Consider the following 16112-nt stretch of genomic DNA (forward strand, 5'->3'; position numbering starts at 1 on the left):
CTTGAATAGTTTAGCTAACGCCCGAGCCTTCGTCGACTTTGTTGTTGGGATTGACGAAATGCAGTTTGCCGGCTTTGTCTTCTGCCATCAGGATCATGCCATTGCTTTCAATACCTTTCATTTTGCGCGGCGCCAGGTTGGTCACTACCACTACCTGCTGACCGATGATCTCTTCGGGCTTGAAGTGCAGGGCGATGCCTGATACGATGGTGCGCTTTTCAAAACCGAGGTCTACTTCGAGCTTCAGCAGCTTATCGGCCTTGGCTACCTTTTCTGCTGTGAGGATGGTACCCACCTTCAAATCGATCTTTGCGAAATCATCATAAACGATCTCGGCCTTAACCGGAGATGCAGGTGCTTCCTCCGTGGAGGCGGGTGCTTCTTTCGCATCCTTGCCGGCGCTGTTAGCGGCATTGGCTGGTTTCACCAATCCGGCTTTGAGTTTGTCGACCTGTGCCTGTATTTCGGGAGCTTCTAATTTACGGAACAGCAATTGCGGTTCGCGCAGGCTATAGCCTACACTGAGCAACTTTGCCTTTCCGGCATTTTCCCATTCGAGCATTTTCTCTACCACCTTCAGCTTATGGATCATCTTCTTCGCCGTGAATGGCAGGAAGGGATTGATCAGGATGGCGAGGTTGGCGGTGAGCTGTAGGCACACGTGCAGGCAGTTGTCGATGCGCTTCTGGTTTGCTGGTTTTTCGGCCAGACTTTTAGCTACGATCCAGGGCTCTTTATCCTGCATGTATTTATTGCCCTTCCGCGCCAGTTCGATCACTTCAAACAGGGCATCGCGGAACTTATATTGCTCCAGCAGGTTCTCCACTTTCGTTTTGGTGCTTTCAAAAGCAGCGATGAGGTCTTCATCAGCCTTATCGGCTATATCTGCATGGAAGGCGGGTACCTTGCCACCGCAAAGTTTGTGCATCAGTACCAGTGCACGGTTCTCGAAGTTGCCGAAAATATCTACCAGTTCACTATTGACCCTCGTATGGAAATCTTTCCAGGTAAAGTCGTTGTCTTTGGTTTCCGGAGCGTTGGCGCAAAGTACATAGCGCAGCAGGTCCTGCTGATCGGGAAAATCCTTCATGTATTCATCTACCCACACGGCCCAGTTGCGGCTGGTGGATACCTTATCTCCCTCAAGGTTCAGGAACTCGTTGGCCGGCACGTTCTCGGGCAATACGAAATTGCCATGCGCCTTCAACATCGCAGGGAAAATGATGCAATGGAACACGATATTGTCCTTGCCAATGAAATGCACCAGCTTGGTATCGTTCTGTTGCCAATAATCGCCCCACTGTTCAGTAAGCTCTTTGGTGGCACTGATGTAGCCGATGGGTGCATCGAACCAAACGTACAGCACTTTCCCTTCTGTATTGGGCAGGGGCACTTTTACGCCCCAGCTGCTGTCGCGCGTCATGGCGCGGGGTTGCAGTCCGTTATCGAGCCAGCTTTTGCATTGGCCGTATACGTTATTCTTCCAGTCTTTGTGGCCTTCCAGCAACCATTCTTTGAGCCAGGGCTCGTAGTTCTGCAGCGGCAGGTACCAGTGTTTGGTTTTCCTTTTTACGGGCACGGCATCGCTGAGTGTACTGCGTGGGTTGATCAGTTGCTCGGGGCTCAGGGAGGAGCCACACCTTTCGCATTGGTCACCGTAGGCGTTTTCGTTGCCGCAAACCGGGCAGGTACCAACGATGTAGCGGTCGGCCAGGAAGGCGTTAGCCTTTTCATCGTAGTACTGTTCCGATTCTTTTTCCTCGAATAGCCCATCATCGTACAGCTTCTTGAAGAATGCGGCCGCTGTTTCGTGGTGGATCTTGTTGGAGGTACGGGAATAGATATCGAAGGAGATGCCCATTTGTTCGAAGGTATCTCCCATCAGTTTATGGTATTTATCTACTACAGCTTGCGGTGTAGTGCCTTCGCGCATGGCGCGGATCTGGATAGGCACTCCATGTTCATCACTGCCACAGATAAATTTGATGTCTTTTTTGCGGGCACGCTGAAAGCGTACATAAATGTCGGCCGGAAGGTAACAACCTGCCAGGTGCCCGATATGAATGGGCCCATTGGCGTAAGGAAGTGCGGCGGTTACCAGGTATCTCTTAAAGTCTGTCATTGTCAAATCGTCTTTTACTGCTTAATTACGGGCATGTCAGCCGCTGGCTGTCGTTGATTGCCGCAAATGTCTGCAAAAATAGCTATTTGACGGAGAACCCGGAAATGGGGCTGCCGGATGGCAGCCCCTGTTTGTTTTTTGCTATAGGAAGGCGGTGATGCGTTAGGGAAGCACCTTGGCCAGGTCTTGCAGGTTTTGTCTGAATTGGTCGGGCGATGTTTCTCTAAAGGCCAGCTGTCCGATCGCTTCACGTCCGGTGTTGAGCTCCTGCACGCAGGCCATCACTTTTCCGTTTTTGATGCCAATGCATACAACTTTCACCGGCTCATCTTTGGGCACGCGGCCAAATTCTATCTTGTTACCATCATAAGCGCCCCTTAAGATGGATTTGTAACGGGTGAATACCAGGTGTGAGACCATTGTGCCGGGTTCAAATCCTTCACCCGCTTTAAAGGTGAACAGGATTTTCGGGCCTTCTACATTGTTGAACTTATCGCAATTGTACCAGCCGAGCCCGGTGATGGGGAAGCTGTATTTGTTCATGAGCTCGCGGCGCTGGTTCTGTCGTTCATCTTCCTGGCGCAGTTGTGTCAACACTTGCAGACTGTCTTCGGTGGTAAGCAGTTTTTTACGCAATGCCTGCCGGAAGGTCATGTATACTGAGTCGCCGGCGATCGAGGCAACATCTTCTCTCGAATTGTAATTGGCGACGGGCGCTACCAGTACCCGCCTGATCTTTATTTTGTCGTAATAGTAATTGGAGTGCGCCCTGATCTTTTCTTTCATCTCCTGATCGGAGTATTTACAATTTTTAGAAACATAGAACCAGGCCTTTATTTTATTGGAGTGACGCACCAGATAAGGATCTCCGAAAGGATTGAATACCCTGATCTGCCGGTTGAGCAGGTCATCAAATCCTGGCCTTTGCCCCATGGCTACCCAATCGATTTCTCCATTTTCATCGGCTTCTTTCTTCAGAAACCGGATGGTGTCGATCATGCGGTTGTCCATGAATTTTGCCTGGAAGGCATTTTTGATACTGCTGCGGGTGCCTTTGAACAGCTGCATATCGGGATCAACTGTAGGAGTAGGCATTTGCAGGTTGATCTGTTTGCCGGGCGCAATGTTCACTTTTTCGCCATTTACCTGTGCTTCGACATATACCATACCACCGGAGATCAATTGTTGGTCGCCGGCTGTGGTGGAGAGTTTGGCCGCGATCATATCGTCGTACGAATAGTATTCTTTAAGTACAATGGTCACTATTTCATTCCTGATCTCGCCTTTCCGGTTGGCAAAGGCGTTGGCGGGGATGATAAGCCGGGTACCCTGCTGACCAGTGATGGTGGCTTCCTGGCTTACGTGGTAGTTATAGCGTTGTGCCGGCTTATCGATTTGTTTGTAAAACTGATTCAGTTTCTCCCTTGCCTGCGCGGGGGTGAGCTTGATCACTTCGGTAAGTTCGGTTCCTGAGCTGGCGGTGGGGCCCGACCCTGTACCGAGGTTTAGCTTTACTACAGGTGAATTATTTTGTGCATCGACAGGCTTTTCGCTACCTGCGACATAGCTGTTTTGCCCGGTCGATGGCTGCGTGATACGGCCAGGATCCGCTATGGCCAATGCGTTGTGGAGGCCGGTATTATCGGTGGTTTTGTGATGGGTTGTTGTAGAGTTTATCGGTTTGGAAGTGTTGTGCTGCGCCCTGTCGGCCGGTTGTGATGGCCGGGGCAGTGGCTTCTCTGAAGGCTTTGGCGTTATCGCCCTTTTTACAGGGGCAGATTGCGTGGGCCTCGGATGACCGTTGCCGCTGCTTGCCGGTAGGGTTGGTTTTACCGCCTTTCTAACTGTGGTTGGTATTTCCTTCTTTTTCTCCAGCAACCTTGGCCGGGGCATCTGGGTATCGGCTGGCTGCGTAGTTGCCAGTTGCTGCCTGCTGCCAGATGTAGTGGTTGATTTGGCGGCCAGCGTTTTGCCGGTGGCCATCTTCTTTTTGGAAGGTAGGGTGGTAATGGCTACCAGTGTCATTACGGTTACCACGGTAAATCCGCCCAGGTACTTGACAATGCGGCGTGTCGACAGCATACGGAAGCCTTTGGGGGCAGGGGGCAGTCCGGGCGTCAACAGCGCTTTCATCTGTTCCCAGCCGGCTCCGGGATCGCCGGAATCGTGCTGGTACTCCTCTTCCTTCTTACGGAAGAAGTCGTCTATATGTTGATGTTCAGATCGCATTTGAGTAGATTTCTTTATTCAATAATGTATCCAGTTTGTGTTTTAAAAGTCGCCTGGCTTCATTGAGATGCCATTTGGAAGTGCCTGCTGCTATGCCTAACAGCTGGCCTACTTCTTCATGTTTAAATCCTTCCAGTACATACAAATTGAAGACGAGGGCGGTATTACGGGGCAGCTCCTGCAGGAGGCGCATGACGTCGTTGGCAGATAACCGGTTGTAGATATCCGGGTCGATCGAGTTGTTGTCGCCCGATACGATCTCTAATGGCTGATGATTGAATTTGGCCTGGCGGCGGCATTGATCGATACAGGTATTCACCATAATGCGGCGTACCCATCCCATCCAATCGCCCCGGCCTTCGTATTGATGCAGGGTGTTGAAGACTTTCAGCATGCCTTCGTTGAACAGAGAGGCTGCTTCATCGGCGTCCCGGGCATAACGGGCACATAGCTTGATCATGCCCGGATAACAAGCTTTGTAAAGGGCCTCCTGGCTCTTTGGATCTTGTTTTTTGCAGCCTTCTATGATATCATCCCGGTTTGTTAGCACGATTGGTTTGTATAGGTGGTGACTGTATCTGATTGCTCTGCCACACGGATGCCGGTACTCTATCTATTGACGTAAGGAGAGATGTGAAAGGTTGGGGAATCTGCCAAATTTGCCTGAATAACATAAAAAAGGCCCGGCGTGCAGGCCGGACCTTCTTTTTATCGTGTAAGCTGATGGTGCTTTGCCAACAGCTTATTCTGCTTTTGTTTCGGGCGTTACCGGGATATGCCGGGCAAATTCTTTATTGTGCTTGCCGGTAGGTATGGTAAAGCCGAGGTTCAGGATGAGCTCATAAGTACCAAAAGCCTGACGGGCCCTTCCTTCATATACTTTAAGGTTGCTGTAGCGGGCATAGTCGACCTTCTGGGCGAACTCGATGTAAGCGTAGCGGAAGGCGGTGAGGCGGAATGCAGTTTCAATGCCGGTATTCCAACCGCCGATCTGAAAGCCGGGCTCATTCTTCTGACCGAAAAGGCTGTTCTCTACGTGGGGAATAACAGGGCCTACACCGGCCTTGGCCAGGAGGTCGAGCTTAAGGTTATTAGCGGGGCCGGGCTTTATCAGCTTGAATTTCTTCACCAGGTTGAACAGGAGAAAATTGGCGCCATTGTTCAGGTAGTAGTAGGAACCTTCTTTTTCGGAAAATTCACGTGTTCCGTTTATTTTCTGACCATTGAGGTTGCCTTTAACGGTTACCTGCTGGCCGTCTGTGATGATGTATTTGGTGTGGTCGAAGTTGATCTCGATAGCGAGGTCCTGCTTTTCGTTGAAGAAGTAACCCAACCGGTAATTGTACTGGGGGATGGTCATGGCTTTGGAGAAAAGTCCTTCATCCCAGCCCGGATGATCGTGTGCCCTGACGTTTACCAGTTTGTAATCGTTGCCGAGTGAAGGCTGCTTTACATGGAGGGTAGAGCGGGTGTACCATTCGGTGTTGTAGCCCCAGCTCAGGTAAAAACTTCCGTTCTTTACAAATGACCAGTACCCTTTCTCCTGGGCGGTAACGGATGTTGTAAAAAAGGATAACAGACCAATGATCGCGATACAATATTTCCTTGCCATAGTTCTAACTATTCCTTGCTAAAAGGTTTCGGTTTGCGGCCGCAAAGCTACATGAAAACTGTTAATGGAAAACAGCATTAACGGCTTAATTGCAATGAGCCGGTTTAAATAGGTGTTTATTTGAATATGGCAAGCAATGAGCAATAACAACCAACTGGATGAATTGTTTTAAATTATTTTTCAGATTGTAAATTGTAGCTTTCCTTGCAGGGATAGGCGCTGTCATCTCAACGGTCAAGACCCAATGGGGTGCCTGTCATAAAACAAGATTCATGAACCGAAAGCGATTTCTGTCTTCCATGCTGGCCGGTGGCACTTTGTTGCCCGGGATACCGGCTGCGGCCTCTTATAGTTATCCAGATTATACTAAGAAACCCATCATTCCGCCCTACCTGAAGCCGGGGGATACCATCGGCATTACCTGTCCGGCGGGTTACATCACCCTCAAGGAAATTGAGCCAGCGATGGAGCAAATGAAAAGCTGGGGTTACACGATTAAGGTGGGCTCCACGGTAGGCAAACGTGATTTTACTTTTGGGGGCAGTGATGCCGAACGGGCCGAAGACTTTCAGCAAATGATCAATGACCCGGGCGTGAAGGCTATTATGTGTGCCAGGGGCGGCTATGGCTTTGTGCGGATCGTGGACCGGCTCGATTTTTCGAGATTGGTTACGAAACCGAAATGGATTATCGGTTTCAGTGATATAACCGTATTACACGGTCATCTTAACCGTAACTATGGTATTGCTTCCATTCATTCAAAAATGTGCAACAGTTTTCCGGAAGACTGGACCAAGGCCGATCCTATACAGATGGACACCATTCTGTCTATCCGCAAGGCATTGTCGGGCGAAACGATGAAATATACAACCACGCCTACTGCCTTCAATAAATTGGGTACTGTAAGCGGTGTGCTGGTAGGTGGCAATCTCAAGACGATCGAAACATTGGCAGGGAGTAAGTCGGACCTGAATACAGCTGGCAAGATCCTCTTTGTGGAAGATACCGGCGAGTACCTGTACAGCATTGACCGTATGTTCTGGAACCTGGCGCGCACCGGTAAACTGGAAGACCTGAAGGGGCTGATCGTGGGTGGCTTCAAAGTAAAGCCCGATGATCCGGGTGAAGAATTTGGCCGCACGGTGCAGGACATCGTGTTGGAAAAAGTTTCCCGCTACGATTTCCCGGTATGTTTCGATTTCCCGGTAGGTCACCAAAAGAACAATTTTGCGCTGAAGTGCGGCGTGGTGCATCAGCTAACCGTAGACGCAACTTCCGTGAGCCTTGTTGAAAAATGACCTCCTCTATCCTTAACTTGCAACCAGTATGATAAAAACTCCTCCTTATTTATTGCCGGGCGATACGATCGGCATCACGTGCCCGGCGGGTTTTATGGCTGCGGAAAAGGCGCAAACCTGCATAGAAGTGCTTCAGCAATGGGGCTACAAAGTAAAGGTGGGCAAAACGCTGGGCAGCGATAGCACTAACTATTTCTCGGGTACTGATGAGGAGCGTCTCCACGATTTCCAGGTCATGCTGGATGATGAAGAGGTGAAGGCGATCCTCTGCGGGCGGGGTGGATATGGCATGGGCAGGATCATTGACCAGGTTAGTTTCAAATCCTTCAAAAAGAACCCCAAGTGGATCATCGGGTTTAGTGATATCACCGTTTTGCATGCGCACCTTTACAGCAACTATGGCATCGCCTCTATGCATGCACCTATGGCCGCGGCATTTAATGACGATGGCTATAAGAACGAGTATGTGCAATCGTTAAAGCAGGCCCTTGAAGGAAAAACGGCCAGGTATCATGGCGAAGGGCACGAGTTCAACCAGAAGGGCGAGGCCATCGGTGAACTGGTGGGTGGCAACTTATCTTTACTGGCTCATATAATAGGCACGCCTTCCGATATAAAGACCAAAGGACGCATCCTTTTCCTGGAAGATATTGGAGAATACATGTACAATGTAGATCGTATGCTGTACCAGCTCAAACGGAGCGGTAAGCTCGATAAGCTCGCCGGCCTGATCATCGGTGGTTTTACGGATAACAAGGATACCGAACGCCCCTTCGGCAAAACGATCTACGAGATCATTCACGACATTGTTAAAGACTACGATTATCCCATCTGTTTCAATTTCCCGGTAAGTCACGAAAAAGAAAACTATGCCCTCAAAGTGGGGGTAGGGTACAAACTGAAAGTGACCAAGCACAAAGTGACCCTCGAAGAATAAAAAATTGGGCATACCAGACCATTCCGATATGCCCCCCATTGTGTGTAATCTATATTGCCGATCGTTTCAGCTAACGCAGTTTTGTTGAACTCCCATTGGCAGCAGGGGGGACTTCCCGGTGTGCCTGCTGCTTTGTAAATCCTTTCAACGCAGTATACTTACAGTCTTCGTATTCTGCCCGTAAACCCGGTTTGCCGTGATTCCTGACTTTGTTATACAAAACTTCGTTTATTTTGCCAATAAATCCAATTGATTAAACCTATTCAATCATAGACAGAACCTATTATGACCTTTGTTCAACTGGAATATGTGGTAGCGGTGGATACCTGCCGGCATTTTGCCATGGCGGCCGGCCGGTGTTATGTGACGCAGCCAACGCTGAGTATGCAGATCCAAAAGCTGGAAGAAGAGCTGGGGGTTAAGATATTCGACCGCAGCAAGCAGCCCGTGGTGCCCACCGAAGCGGGGGTAGAGATCATTGAACAGGCCCGCAAGATACTGGCTGAGAAGAACGTGATCCAGGAGATTGTCCAGAATAAGAAGGGCATCCTTACGGGTGAACTTCGCATTGGCATCATACCAACGCTGGCACCCTACCTGTTGCCTTTGTTTGTACAGGGCTTTGCCAAGAAGTACCCGCAAGTAAAGTTGGTGGTGCAGGAGATGCTGACTGAATATATCATCACCCGGTTGCGCGAAGGACGCATCGATGTGGGTATTGTAGTAACGCCCCTGCAGGAAAAAGGGATCAAGGAACATGTGATGTTCTACGAAGAGTTGCTGGCCTATGTGGCGAAGAAAAATGTAGCTTATAAAAAGACCTATGTACTGGCGCAGGATATAGACCCCGAAAAGCTTTGGCTGATGGAGGAGGGGCACTGTTTCCGCTCGCAGATCGTAAACCTTTGCGAGCTGCGCAAGTCCAGTGAAATGAGTTCGCATTTTGAATACGAAGCCGGGAGCATCGAGGCCCTGCGCCGCATGGTGGAATTGAACGATGGCATTACCATCCTCCCCGAGCTCACGACCCTCGATATGGACAATAAGCGTTTACAACTGATACGTCATTTTCAAAAGCCCGCACCCATGCGGGAGGTTAGTCTCGTTGTACACCGTGATTTTGTGAAGAAGCGCCTCATCGAAGTGCTGAAAGAGGAAATACTTGCCAGTATTCCCGATAAAGTGCGGAAGAACAAAAGCGCCAATGTGGTACCCATTTAGGATTACTTACTCAATAAGGAATCCATCTTCTGCTGGTATTGCGGATAATCGCCCAGGTTATTGTGACTGCCGTCTTCAATGGTAATAAATTCATCGCCTGTTTTTAGGAAAGGCTTCAGTCGGCTGCCGTTGCTGTAGCGGATCACACCATCGTTTGTTCCATGAAAAATGGTGATGGGGTCGGTTACCTGTTGTATGTATTGCCAGGTGGGGACCTTTAGCCATATCAGCCGCTCTACCGGGTAAATGGGAAAGTAGGTGCCGGCAATGGAAGGGAAACTATAATAAGGGGTTTCGAGTATGAGGCGTTTGCAATTGCGCACCGATGCCAGTTGAGTGGCAATGCCTGTCCCAAGTGAACGGCCATACAGTATAATGCTATCAGGTGCAAAGCGGGCGCGTGCCAGTTTGTAGAAAGTAAGCGCCCAATCGTACAATTCCTTTTCAGTGAACTTGCCGGTGCTTTTACCATAGCCGGGATAATCGATCATCCATACTTCATAGCCGTTTTTGGTAAATGTTGGCGCGTGATGCGCATAGCGGCTGATGTTCCGCATGTTGCCATGAAAATATAGTACAACTCCTTTCGGTGTTGAGTCGGTCGTGAACTGCACGATGTTTATATTAATCCCGGTCGTGTAGGGGATATTCACTTCTTTGTAGCGATCATGGAAATTGTAGTTGTAGTCGGCCGCTACCGTTTCGGGTTTGAACATGATCTTATCCTGCCCGTAATAAATACCAATGCCTATGAGGCAATAGAGCATAAGTACAATGCTGAGCCAGCGGGTAATTTTCTTCTTCTTCATTTAGTATTTCAGGATGTCCCGGATAAAATTGTGGTATTCGGGAAACGAAGGTAAGTTATTATGCATTCCGCCATGAATACGGATAAGGGTGATCTTGGAGGGATTGATCGCTTGCAGGTTCTCACTGTGGCGCAGGGGGATCAGCCAGTCCTTGGTGCCGTGAATAATGTAGGTGTGACAGTTTACATACCGTATCCATTTGTCGGTGCGCAGATGATAGCGGAGCACGTAGCGCACAGGCAATATGGGTAAAAAACGCTCTACCACCTTCCGGAAATTGTAGTAGGGGGCGTCGAGGATAAGGTAGCGCGGTTTGTTGTCGGCCGCTATTTTACAGGCAAAGCCGCTGCCGATGCTGCGGCCATACACGATGATATGATGTTCAGGATAGGTTTGGGTGAGGGTGGCATACACGAACTGCATATCGGCGAGCATTTCCTTTTCACTGCGTTTGCCGGTGCTTTTGCCAAAGCCGCGGTAGTCGACCATCACCACATCGTAATCGTAGCGGTAGAAGTCGCGTGCATATTTGGCCCAGCCTTTAATGCTGCGGGTATTGCCGTGAAAGTAAAGGATCAGTCCTTTGGGTTCCTTGCGGTAGAAATGAAGTCCGTTGATGCGTACGCCGGGTGCAATATCGAAGAACAGTTCGTGGAAAGGTACATCGAAGCGGAACTTGAAATCGGCGGGCAGCCTTTCGGGCTTAAAAATAAAACGGTCCTGCAATAGCCAGGCGGCTGTAGTCAGTAAAGCAATGCCACCGAGTATGTACCAGATGAAATCGGGCAAGGCAGTATAATGTTTTGATTTGTCGTTGACGGGTTGCCTTCCCTGAAGATACAATAAAGCACTGAGCTTTGGGTGGTGCGTTTATGCTTACACTAACAGTGCGTGCCCAAGGGGCACGCACTGTCTTCGTATGAACGGGGAATTTATAACAGGGTTTCTTCCGGATCGTATACCCGTTTCAGGTTGGGGTTGTTGACCGGTGCCACAATAAGCGGGAATTTCTCTACCGTTACATTGGCGGTATCGAGCCCAAAGCCTCTTTCTTCCGACAGGCTCCAATCTTTCAACGTGAAATGGAGTTTCATGATCAGCCGCTCGAAGAAAGGCAGTTCATTATCCTGGCTCAGGTATTTTTCCATAACGATGAACTGGAAGTCGCCTACCACATTGTTCCTTTCCAGGCTTTCGTAGCGGCTGGTGATGTTTACTTCCTTGTTGGCTACCAGGTCGGCCACCACCTTACGGAACATGAGGTTGATGCGCGGCTCCATACGGAAACCAAGCCTGAACTCCACACGAATGATATCGTTGGGGATGATGTGATCGACCTTGTATTCGCAGGTATAAGGATCATCGAGGGTGTCTACGTGTACAAACCAGTAGATGTCGGCCCTTTTGGGTTTCTTGTTAAGAATGGAATAAATGATCTTATGCTCAATTTCCTTAGGGTTATTGGCACTCGTGAGGTACACCAGGTGGGTAGCGTATTTGGGTACAGTTTTGTCGTTGCTCAGTTCCTGTATCTGGGGGATATAATGCTCCAGGCGCACAAACTCCACGTAACGGTTCTTGATGCGGCGGCTACGGAACCAGATATACATAACGGCAAACATGATACCGCCTACAACGAGGGTAATATAACCACCGTGACTGAATTTCTGCAGCAACGCCAGCAGGTAAGTAATCTCAATTGTTATATAGCCTGCCAGGTAAATGTATATCCAGGTCGACTTGATCCTTTTGGCCACCAGGTAGTTGGCGAAGAGGATGGTCGTGGTGAGCATGGTGAGGATGATGGCGAGGCCATAAGCCGCTTCCATACGGGAAGATGTTTGGAAATAAAGTACCATACCGATACAGCCCAGGAACATCATGAAGTTGAGGCTGGGGATGAACAGCTGACCCTTTTCTTCGGATGGATACCGGATCTTGAACTTGGGCCAGAGGTTAAGGCGCATCGCCTCACTGATGAGGGTGAAGGATCCCGACACCATGGCCTGACTGGCAATGATAGCGGCTGTGGTAGCCACGACTACGCCTACCGGTACAAACCATTGCGGCATCAGATCGTAAAAGGCATTGATGCCGAGGGTCTTTTTCACTTCTGTAGTGATCTGCAGGCCCGTATGGTGTTTCAGCAGGGAGGCTCCCTGGCCGAGGTAGTTTAGGAGGAGGCAGGTCTTTACGAAGATCCAGCTTACCCGGATATTGCCTTTGCCGCAATGGCCAAGGTCGCTGTACAGGGCTTCCGCCCCTGTTGTACAGAGAAATACGGCGCCCAGCAGCCACAGGGCTTTGGGATAGGTGCTCAGGAATTCAATTCCATAATAGGGGCTAAAGGCCCGGAGGATGGTAATATCATCAAACAGGTGCCAGACGCCCAGGATGGCCAGCATGGAAAACCAGATGAGCATGATGGGGCCAAATAGTTTTCCGATAGAGGCGGTTCCAAATTGTTGCAGGAAAAAGAAGAGAGCCAGGATGGCTATAACGATGTAAATGATGTAGTGATCGATCTTTCCCTCGAGAGCGGGTATCTTTTGCAAACCTTCAACGGCCGAGGTAATGGAGATGGGGGGAGTGATGATGCCGTCGGCTAAGAGGGCTGCGCCACCGATCATTGCCGGGATGACCAGCCATTTTCGTTGTCGTCTTACCAGTGCGTACAGTGCGAAGGTGCCTCCTTCACCCCGGTTGTCGGCTTGTAATACGAGCCAGACATATTTAATCGTGGTTTGCAGTGTGATCGTCCAGATAATACAGGAGAGGGCCCCGATAATGAGGTCTTCGTTGATGACCCGGTCACTAATAATAGCGTTGAACACGTAGAGCGGGGAAGTACCGATGTCGCCGTAAATAATGCCTAATGCAACAACAAGACCCGCTGCGGTAACTTTGTTAATCTGTTTGCTCACTGTAGTGTAGCTTATCCCGTTTCAAAGGGTTTAACAATATCATCAATTACAATGCCGGGTTACTGGAACCCGGCAGGACAAAGGTATACGTAAAAAAACTAATTGAGTGCAAGATTTATTGTGTGGCCTTGTGTAATTCGTTGAAGCTGCACATCTTTTGTCAGTGGCAACCGAATGGCTACCGGGTGGCCCGGGAGAGGCTGCCGGCAGGCTGACAGCTTTTTAGGCACAACTTTCGTCTACATATATACTGGTGCAGGTGGTTGACCGGACAGGGTGATGATGGCGGAAGGCTTTCATCTACTAACAGTTATTACGAAATTCAAATATTTAAAATTGTATGGAAAGTTTGGGTGGGCGTACTACAATCCTTAATTTGGCATGCAAGAATGTGTTAATGCATTGTAACTCTACGATGAAAAATCCATTAATTGGCAGATTGCTGGCCGTTGTCCTGATCGCGTGCCTTCCGCTGCTCTCTTCAGCTCAAAGAATATTCTACTCCGAATCGGAACGCGACGATAGCCGCCGCACCAATTTTGAGATCATTGGCAAAGTGGGCGCCAACATACTGGTATTTAAGAACAACCGGTCCGACAATGCCATCAGCGTATACGACAACGAGATGAAGCTGGTAGAAAGGGTGAAGCTGGACTATATGGACGACCGGTGGATCAATGTCGACTTTGTTCCTTACCCCGATCACGTGTGGATGATCTATCAGTTCCAACGCCGCGGGGTGGTGTATTGCATGGGTGTTAAGCTGAACTCGCAGGCGAAGATGCTGACCGATCCGGTCGAGCTGGATACTACCCGTATTGGCTGGGCAGCCAGCAACAAGATCTATACGACGGTTTACAGCGACGATAAGAGCAAGATCCTCGTGTTCAAGATCAATAGCCGCAACCCCAACAACTTCCTGTTTACCACCCTGTTGTTCAACAACGATATGCAGTTGCAGCAAAAGCACCGCATGCAGCTGGCCATGGAGGAGCGGAACGACTATTTCACCGACTTCCTGGTCGATAACGAGGGTGATATGGTCTTTGGCAAGTACATCCGGAAGAACGGGAGCGATTTCGTCTCGGACGTAAAGTTGATCCGCAAGAAAGCACAGGAAGAAAAGTTCGATATCACCGATCTTAAAACAGGCGAAAGGGTATTGGATGAGGTGAAGATCAAAATAGATAACACAAACCGGCGTTATATATTTACGGCATTGTATTATAAGCAGAAGCGTGGTAATGTGGAAGGATTGTACACGGTCCTTTGGGATAAGGCCTCCAATGATCTCCTCCGGGAATCGGCTTTTGCCTTTTCGGACGAATTGCGCCGGCTGGCCAAGGGGCCCGATGCCAACGTGAAACTGGCCTTTAACGACTATTTCATCAAGAATATGATCGTTAAGAGAGACGGCGGGTACATTATGGTGGCCGAGTCGATGTACACCACTTCGCGGGGAGGAACCTTTAATCGCTGGGATTATTACTCCTGGAATAACCCCTGGGCTTCGCCGATGGATTATTATTATTCGCCGTATTATAATTCCTGGGGCTCGCCGTGGAACCGCTGGGGCAACTCGCAGGCTACCCGCTACCATGCAGAAAACATCATGATACTGTCTTTCGACAAGGAAGGTAAACTCGAGTGGAACAATGTGATACCGAAGAGCCAGTTTGATGATGAAAGCGAAGGACTGGTATCGCACCAGGTGATGAATACAGGAGGCGAATTACATTTCCTGTTCAATTTGTATGAGCGCCGCACGCTGTTGCTGAACGACCAAAGCATCGGACCCGAAGGGCAGATCACCCGCCGGCCTACGCTGAAGGGCCTCGACAGGGCGGTCGAATTCATGCCGCGTTATGGCAAGCAGATCAGCGGACGTTCCATCATCATTCCCTGCCAGTACCGGAATTACCTGACTTTTGCCAAAGTAGATTTCTAACCCTTCTATCCATATCTTGTGACTGGCCTTTTTAAACAGAAGAACTCCGGCAACATATTGGTGTTGCTGATATACGGACTGGTATTGAAATTCGGGATGTTGCTGCATCCCCTGCCTCCATTGCAGCAACCGGATGACCACTTCCTCTACATATGGTTGCTGGATTTCCTAGCTCCGTTGCATATGCCGCCGATCATCTATACACTGATCGCTTTTATCCTGTTGTATAGTCAGGCCATCATGTTCAACAAGATCTGCAATGAGCAGAAGATGTTGGCGCGGCCCAATTACCTGCCGGGCATGGCCTATATGCTCATCACCACCTTATTTATCGAGTGGAATCACTTTTCGGCGCCTTTGCTGATCAACTCCCTGCTGATCTGGATCTATTACCGGGTGAGCATTCTGTATAATTCCAACAAGCCGGGAGCAGCCATCTTCAATGTGGGCCTGATAATGGGTTTGGTGACCCTGATGTACCAGCCGGCCATCGTGTTCTCCATCTTCCTGCTGATGTCGTTGTTCATTATGCGTCCTTTGCGGGTGCGGGAATGGCTTATCGGATTGCTCGGAATTACCACGCCTTACTATTTTATGGGCATCGTACTGTACCTCACCAACCAATGGAGCTGGAAAAAGATCATGCCGAATATCTCTTTCAACCTGCCGGTGATGCCCACTTCCATTACGGTGATCGTGAGCATTGCCTTATTGATATTCCCATTTATAATAGGTGGATTCTTTGTGCAGAATAACCTTACGAAGATGCTCATCAACGTGCGGAAGAGCTGGAGCCTGCTGCTGGTGTTCCTGATCGTGTCAATGCTGATCATCGTGGCCAATGGGGGCAATAACTATGTGAACTGGCTCTTGTGTGCGGTACCGCTCACGGCATTCCATGCATCGGCTTATTTTTATCCCACCAGTAAATGGTTTCCGCAGGCACTGCACTGGATTATATTCGGATGGGCGATGTACATTGGTTATTGGACACAAGCTTAGGGTAGGGAGG

At 49.4% G+C, this 16112-nt stretch carries 12 protein-coding genes; 5 read left to right on the forward strand and 7 right to left on the reverse strand.

From position 1 onward, the window contains the following. Positions 1-10: 10 nt before the first annotated feature. The 4 genes from metG to P2H89_RS04440 form a co-directional block, all read right to left on the reverse strand. Positions 11-2122, reverse strand: a complete 2112-nt coding sequence (metG, locus tag P2H89_RS04425; RefSeq protein ID WP_275825319.1) for a methionine--tRNA ligase — start codon at positions 2120-2122, stop codon at positions 11-13. Between the two features lie 162 nt (positions 2123-2284). Next, positions 2285-4351, reverse strand: coding sequence for a hypothetical protein (locus tag P2H89_RS04430; protein WP_275825321.1), 2067 nt, complete (start codon positions 4349-4351; stop codon positions 2285-2287). Then, the gene (locus tag P2H89_RS04435; protein ID WP_275825322.1) at positions 4341-4901 is read right to left on the reverse strand and encodes an RNA polymerase sigma factor; all 561 of its coding nucleotides are present in this window, start codon (positions 4899-4901) and stop codon (positions 4341-4343) included. Before P2H89_RS04435 ends, P2H89_RS04430 begins: the two co-directional genes overlap by 11 nt. A 192-nt stretch (positions 4902-5093) precedes the next feature. Beyond that, on the reverse strand, positions 5094-5963 hold the full coding sequence (locus P2H89_RS04440) for a hypothetical protein (RefSeq protein ID WP_275825323.1): 870 nt from the start codon (positions 5961-5963) through the stop codon (positions 5094-5096). Positions 5964-6235: 272 nt separating this feature from the next. Here P2H89_RS04440 and P2H89_RS04445 point away from each other — a divergent pair, with 272 nt between their 5' ends. From P2H89_RS04445 to P2H89_RS04455, 3 genes are all read left to right on the forward strand, one after another. Continuing rightward, the gene (locus tag P2H89_RS04445) at positions 6236-7261 is read left to right on the forward strand and encodes an LD-carboxypeptidase (RefSeq protein WP_275825324.1); all 1026 of its coding nucleotides are present in this window, start codon (positions 6236-6238) and stop codon (positions 7259-7261) included. A 28-nt stretch (positions 7262-7289) separates the two neighbouring features. Then, a complete protein-coding gene (locus P2H89_RS04450; RefSeq protein ID WP_275825325.1) occupies positions 7290-8198 on the forward strand; it encodes an LD-carboxypeptidase in 909 nt (302 codons plus the stop codon). A gap of 285 nt (positions 8199-8483) precedes the next feature. After that, positions 8484-9419 (forward strand): hydrogen peroxide-inducible genes activator, encoded by a 936-nt coding sequence (locus P2H89_RS04455; protein ID WP_275825326.1) that lies wholly within the window; start codon positions 8484-8486, stop codon positions 9417-9419. Positions 9420-9421: 2 nt separating this feature from the next. Here P2H89_RS04455 and P2H89_RS04460 read toward each other — a convergent pair whose 3' ends face one another. The 3 genes from P2H89_RS04460 to P2H89_RS04470 all read right to left on the reverse strand — a co-directional run bounded on the left by P2H89_RS04460 (position 9422) and on the right by P2H89_RS04470 (position 13152). Beyond that, entirely contained in the window at positions 9422-10228 is an 807-nt protein-coding gene (locus P2H89_RS04460; RefSeq protein WP_275825327.1) for an alpha/beta fold hydrolase, read from the reverse strand. Next, entirely contained in the window at positions 10229-11017 is a 789-nt protein-coding gene (locus tag P2H89_RS04465) for an alpha/beta fold hydrolase (protein ID WP_275825328.1), read from the reverse strand. 143 nt (positions 11018-11160) lie between these two features. Continuing rightward, positions 11161-13152: a KUP/HAK/KT family potassium transporter gene (locus tag P2H89_RS04470; protein WP_275825329.1), complete on the reverse strand. Its 1992-nt coding sequence runs from the start codon at positions 13150-13152 to the stop codon at positions 11161-11163. 415 nt (positions 13153-13567) lie between these two features. On the opposite strand from P2H89_RS04470, the gene P2H89_RS04475 reads away from it, so the two are divergent. Both P2H89_RS04475 and P2H89_RS04480 read left to right on the forward strand, forming a co-directional pair. After that, complete coding sequence (locus tag P2H89_RS04475) at positions 13568-15100, forward strand: hypothetical protein (protein WP_275825330.1); 1533 nt, start codon at positions 13568-13570, stop codon at positions 15098-15100. Positions 15101-15118: 18 nt separating this feature from the next. Continuing rightward, complete coding sequence (locus P2H89_RS04480; RefSeq protein WP_275825331.1) at positions 15119-16102, forward strand: DUF6427 family protein; 984 nt, start codon at positions 15119-15121, stop codon at positions 16100-16102. Positions 16103-16112 lie beyond the last annotated feature (10 nt).

Origin of the sequence: Paraflavitalea sp. CAU 1676, from assembly GCF_029223285.1 — a bacterium.
Taxonomy (GTDB): Bacteria; Bacteroidota; Bacteroidia; order Chitinophagales; family Chitinophagaceae; genus Paraflavitalea.

What these genes read in the sequence shown, in the direction of transcription:
- P2H89_RS04445 (WP_275825324.1), top strand. Translation starts at nt 6,236, where the DNA reads ATGAACCGAAAGCGATTTCTGTCTTCCATGCTGGCCGGTGGCACTTTG.
- P2H89_RS04430 (WP_275825321.1), bottom strand. Translation starts at nt 4,351, where the DNA reads ATGCGATCTGAACATCAACATATAGACGACTTCTTCCGTAAGAAGGAA.
- P2H89_RS04440 (WP_275825323.1), bottom strand. Translation starts at nt 5,963, where the DNA reads ATGGCAAGGAAATATTGTATCGCGATCATTGGTCTGTTATCCTTTTTT.
- metG (WP_275825319.1), bottom strand. Translation starts at nt 2,122, where the DNA reads ATGACAGACTTTAAGAGATACCTGGTAACCGCCGCACTTCCTTACGCC.
- P2H89_RS04475 (WP_275825330.1), top strand. Translation starts at nt 13,568, where the DNA reads ATGAAAAATCCATTAATTGGCAGATTGCTGGCCGTTGTCCTGATCGCG.
- P2H89_RS04450 (WP_275825325.1), top strand. Translation starts at nt 7,290, where the DNA reads ATGATAAAAACTCCTCCTTATTTATTGCCGGGCGATACGATCGGCATC.
- P2H89_RS04460 (WP_275825327.1), bottom strand. Translation starts at nt 10,228, where the DNA reads ATGAAGAAGAAGAAAATTACCCGCTGGCTCAGCATTGTACTTATGCTC.
- P2H89_RS04455 (WP_275825326.1), top strand. Translation starts at nt 8,484, where the DNA reads ATGACCTTTGTTCAACTGGAATATGTGGTAGCGGTGGATACCTGCCGG.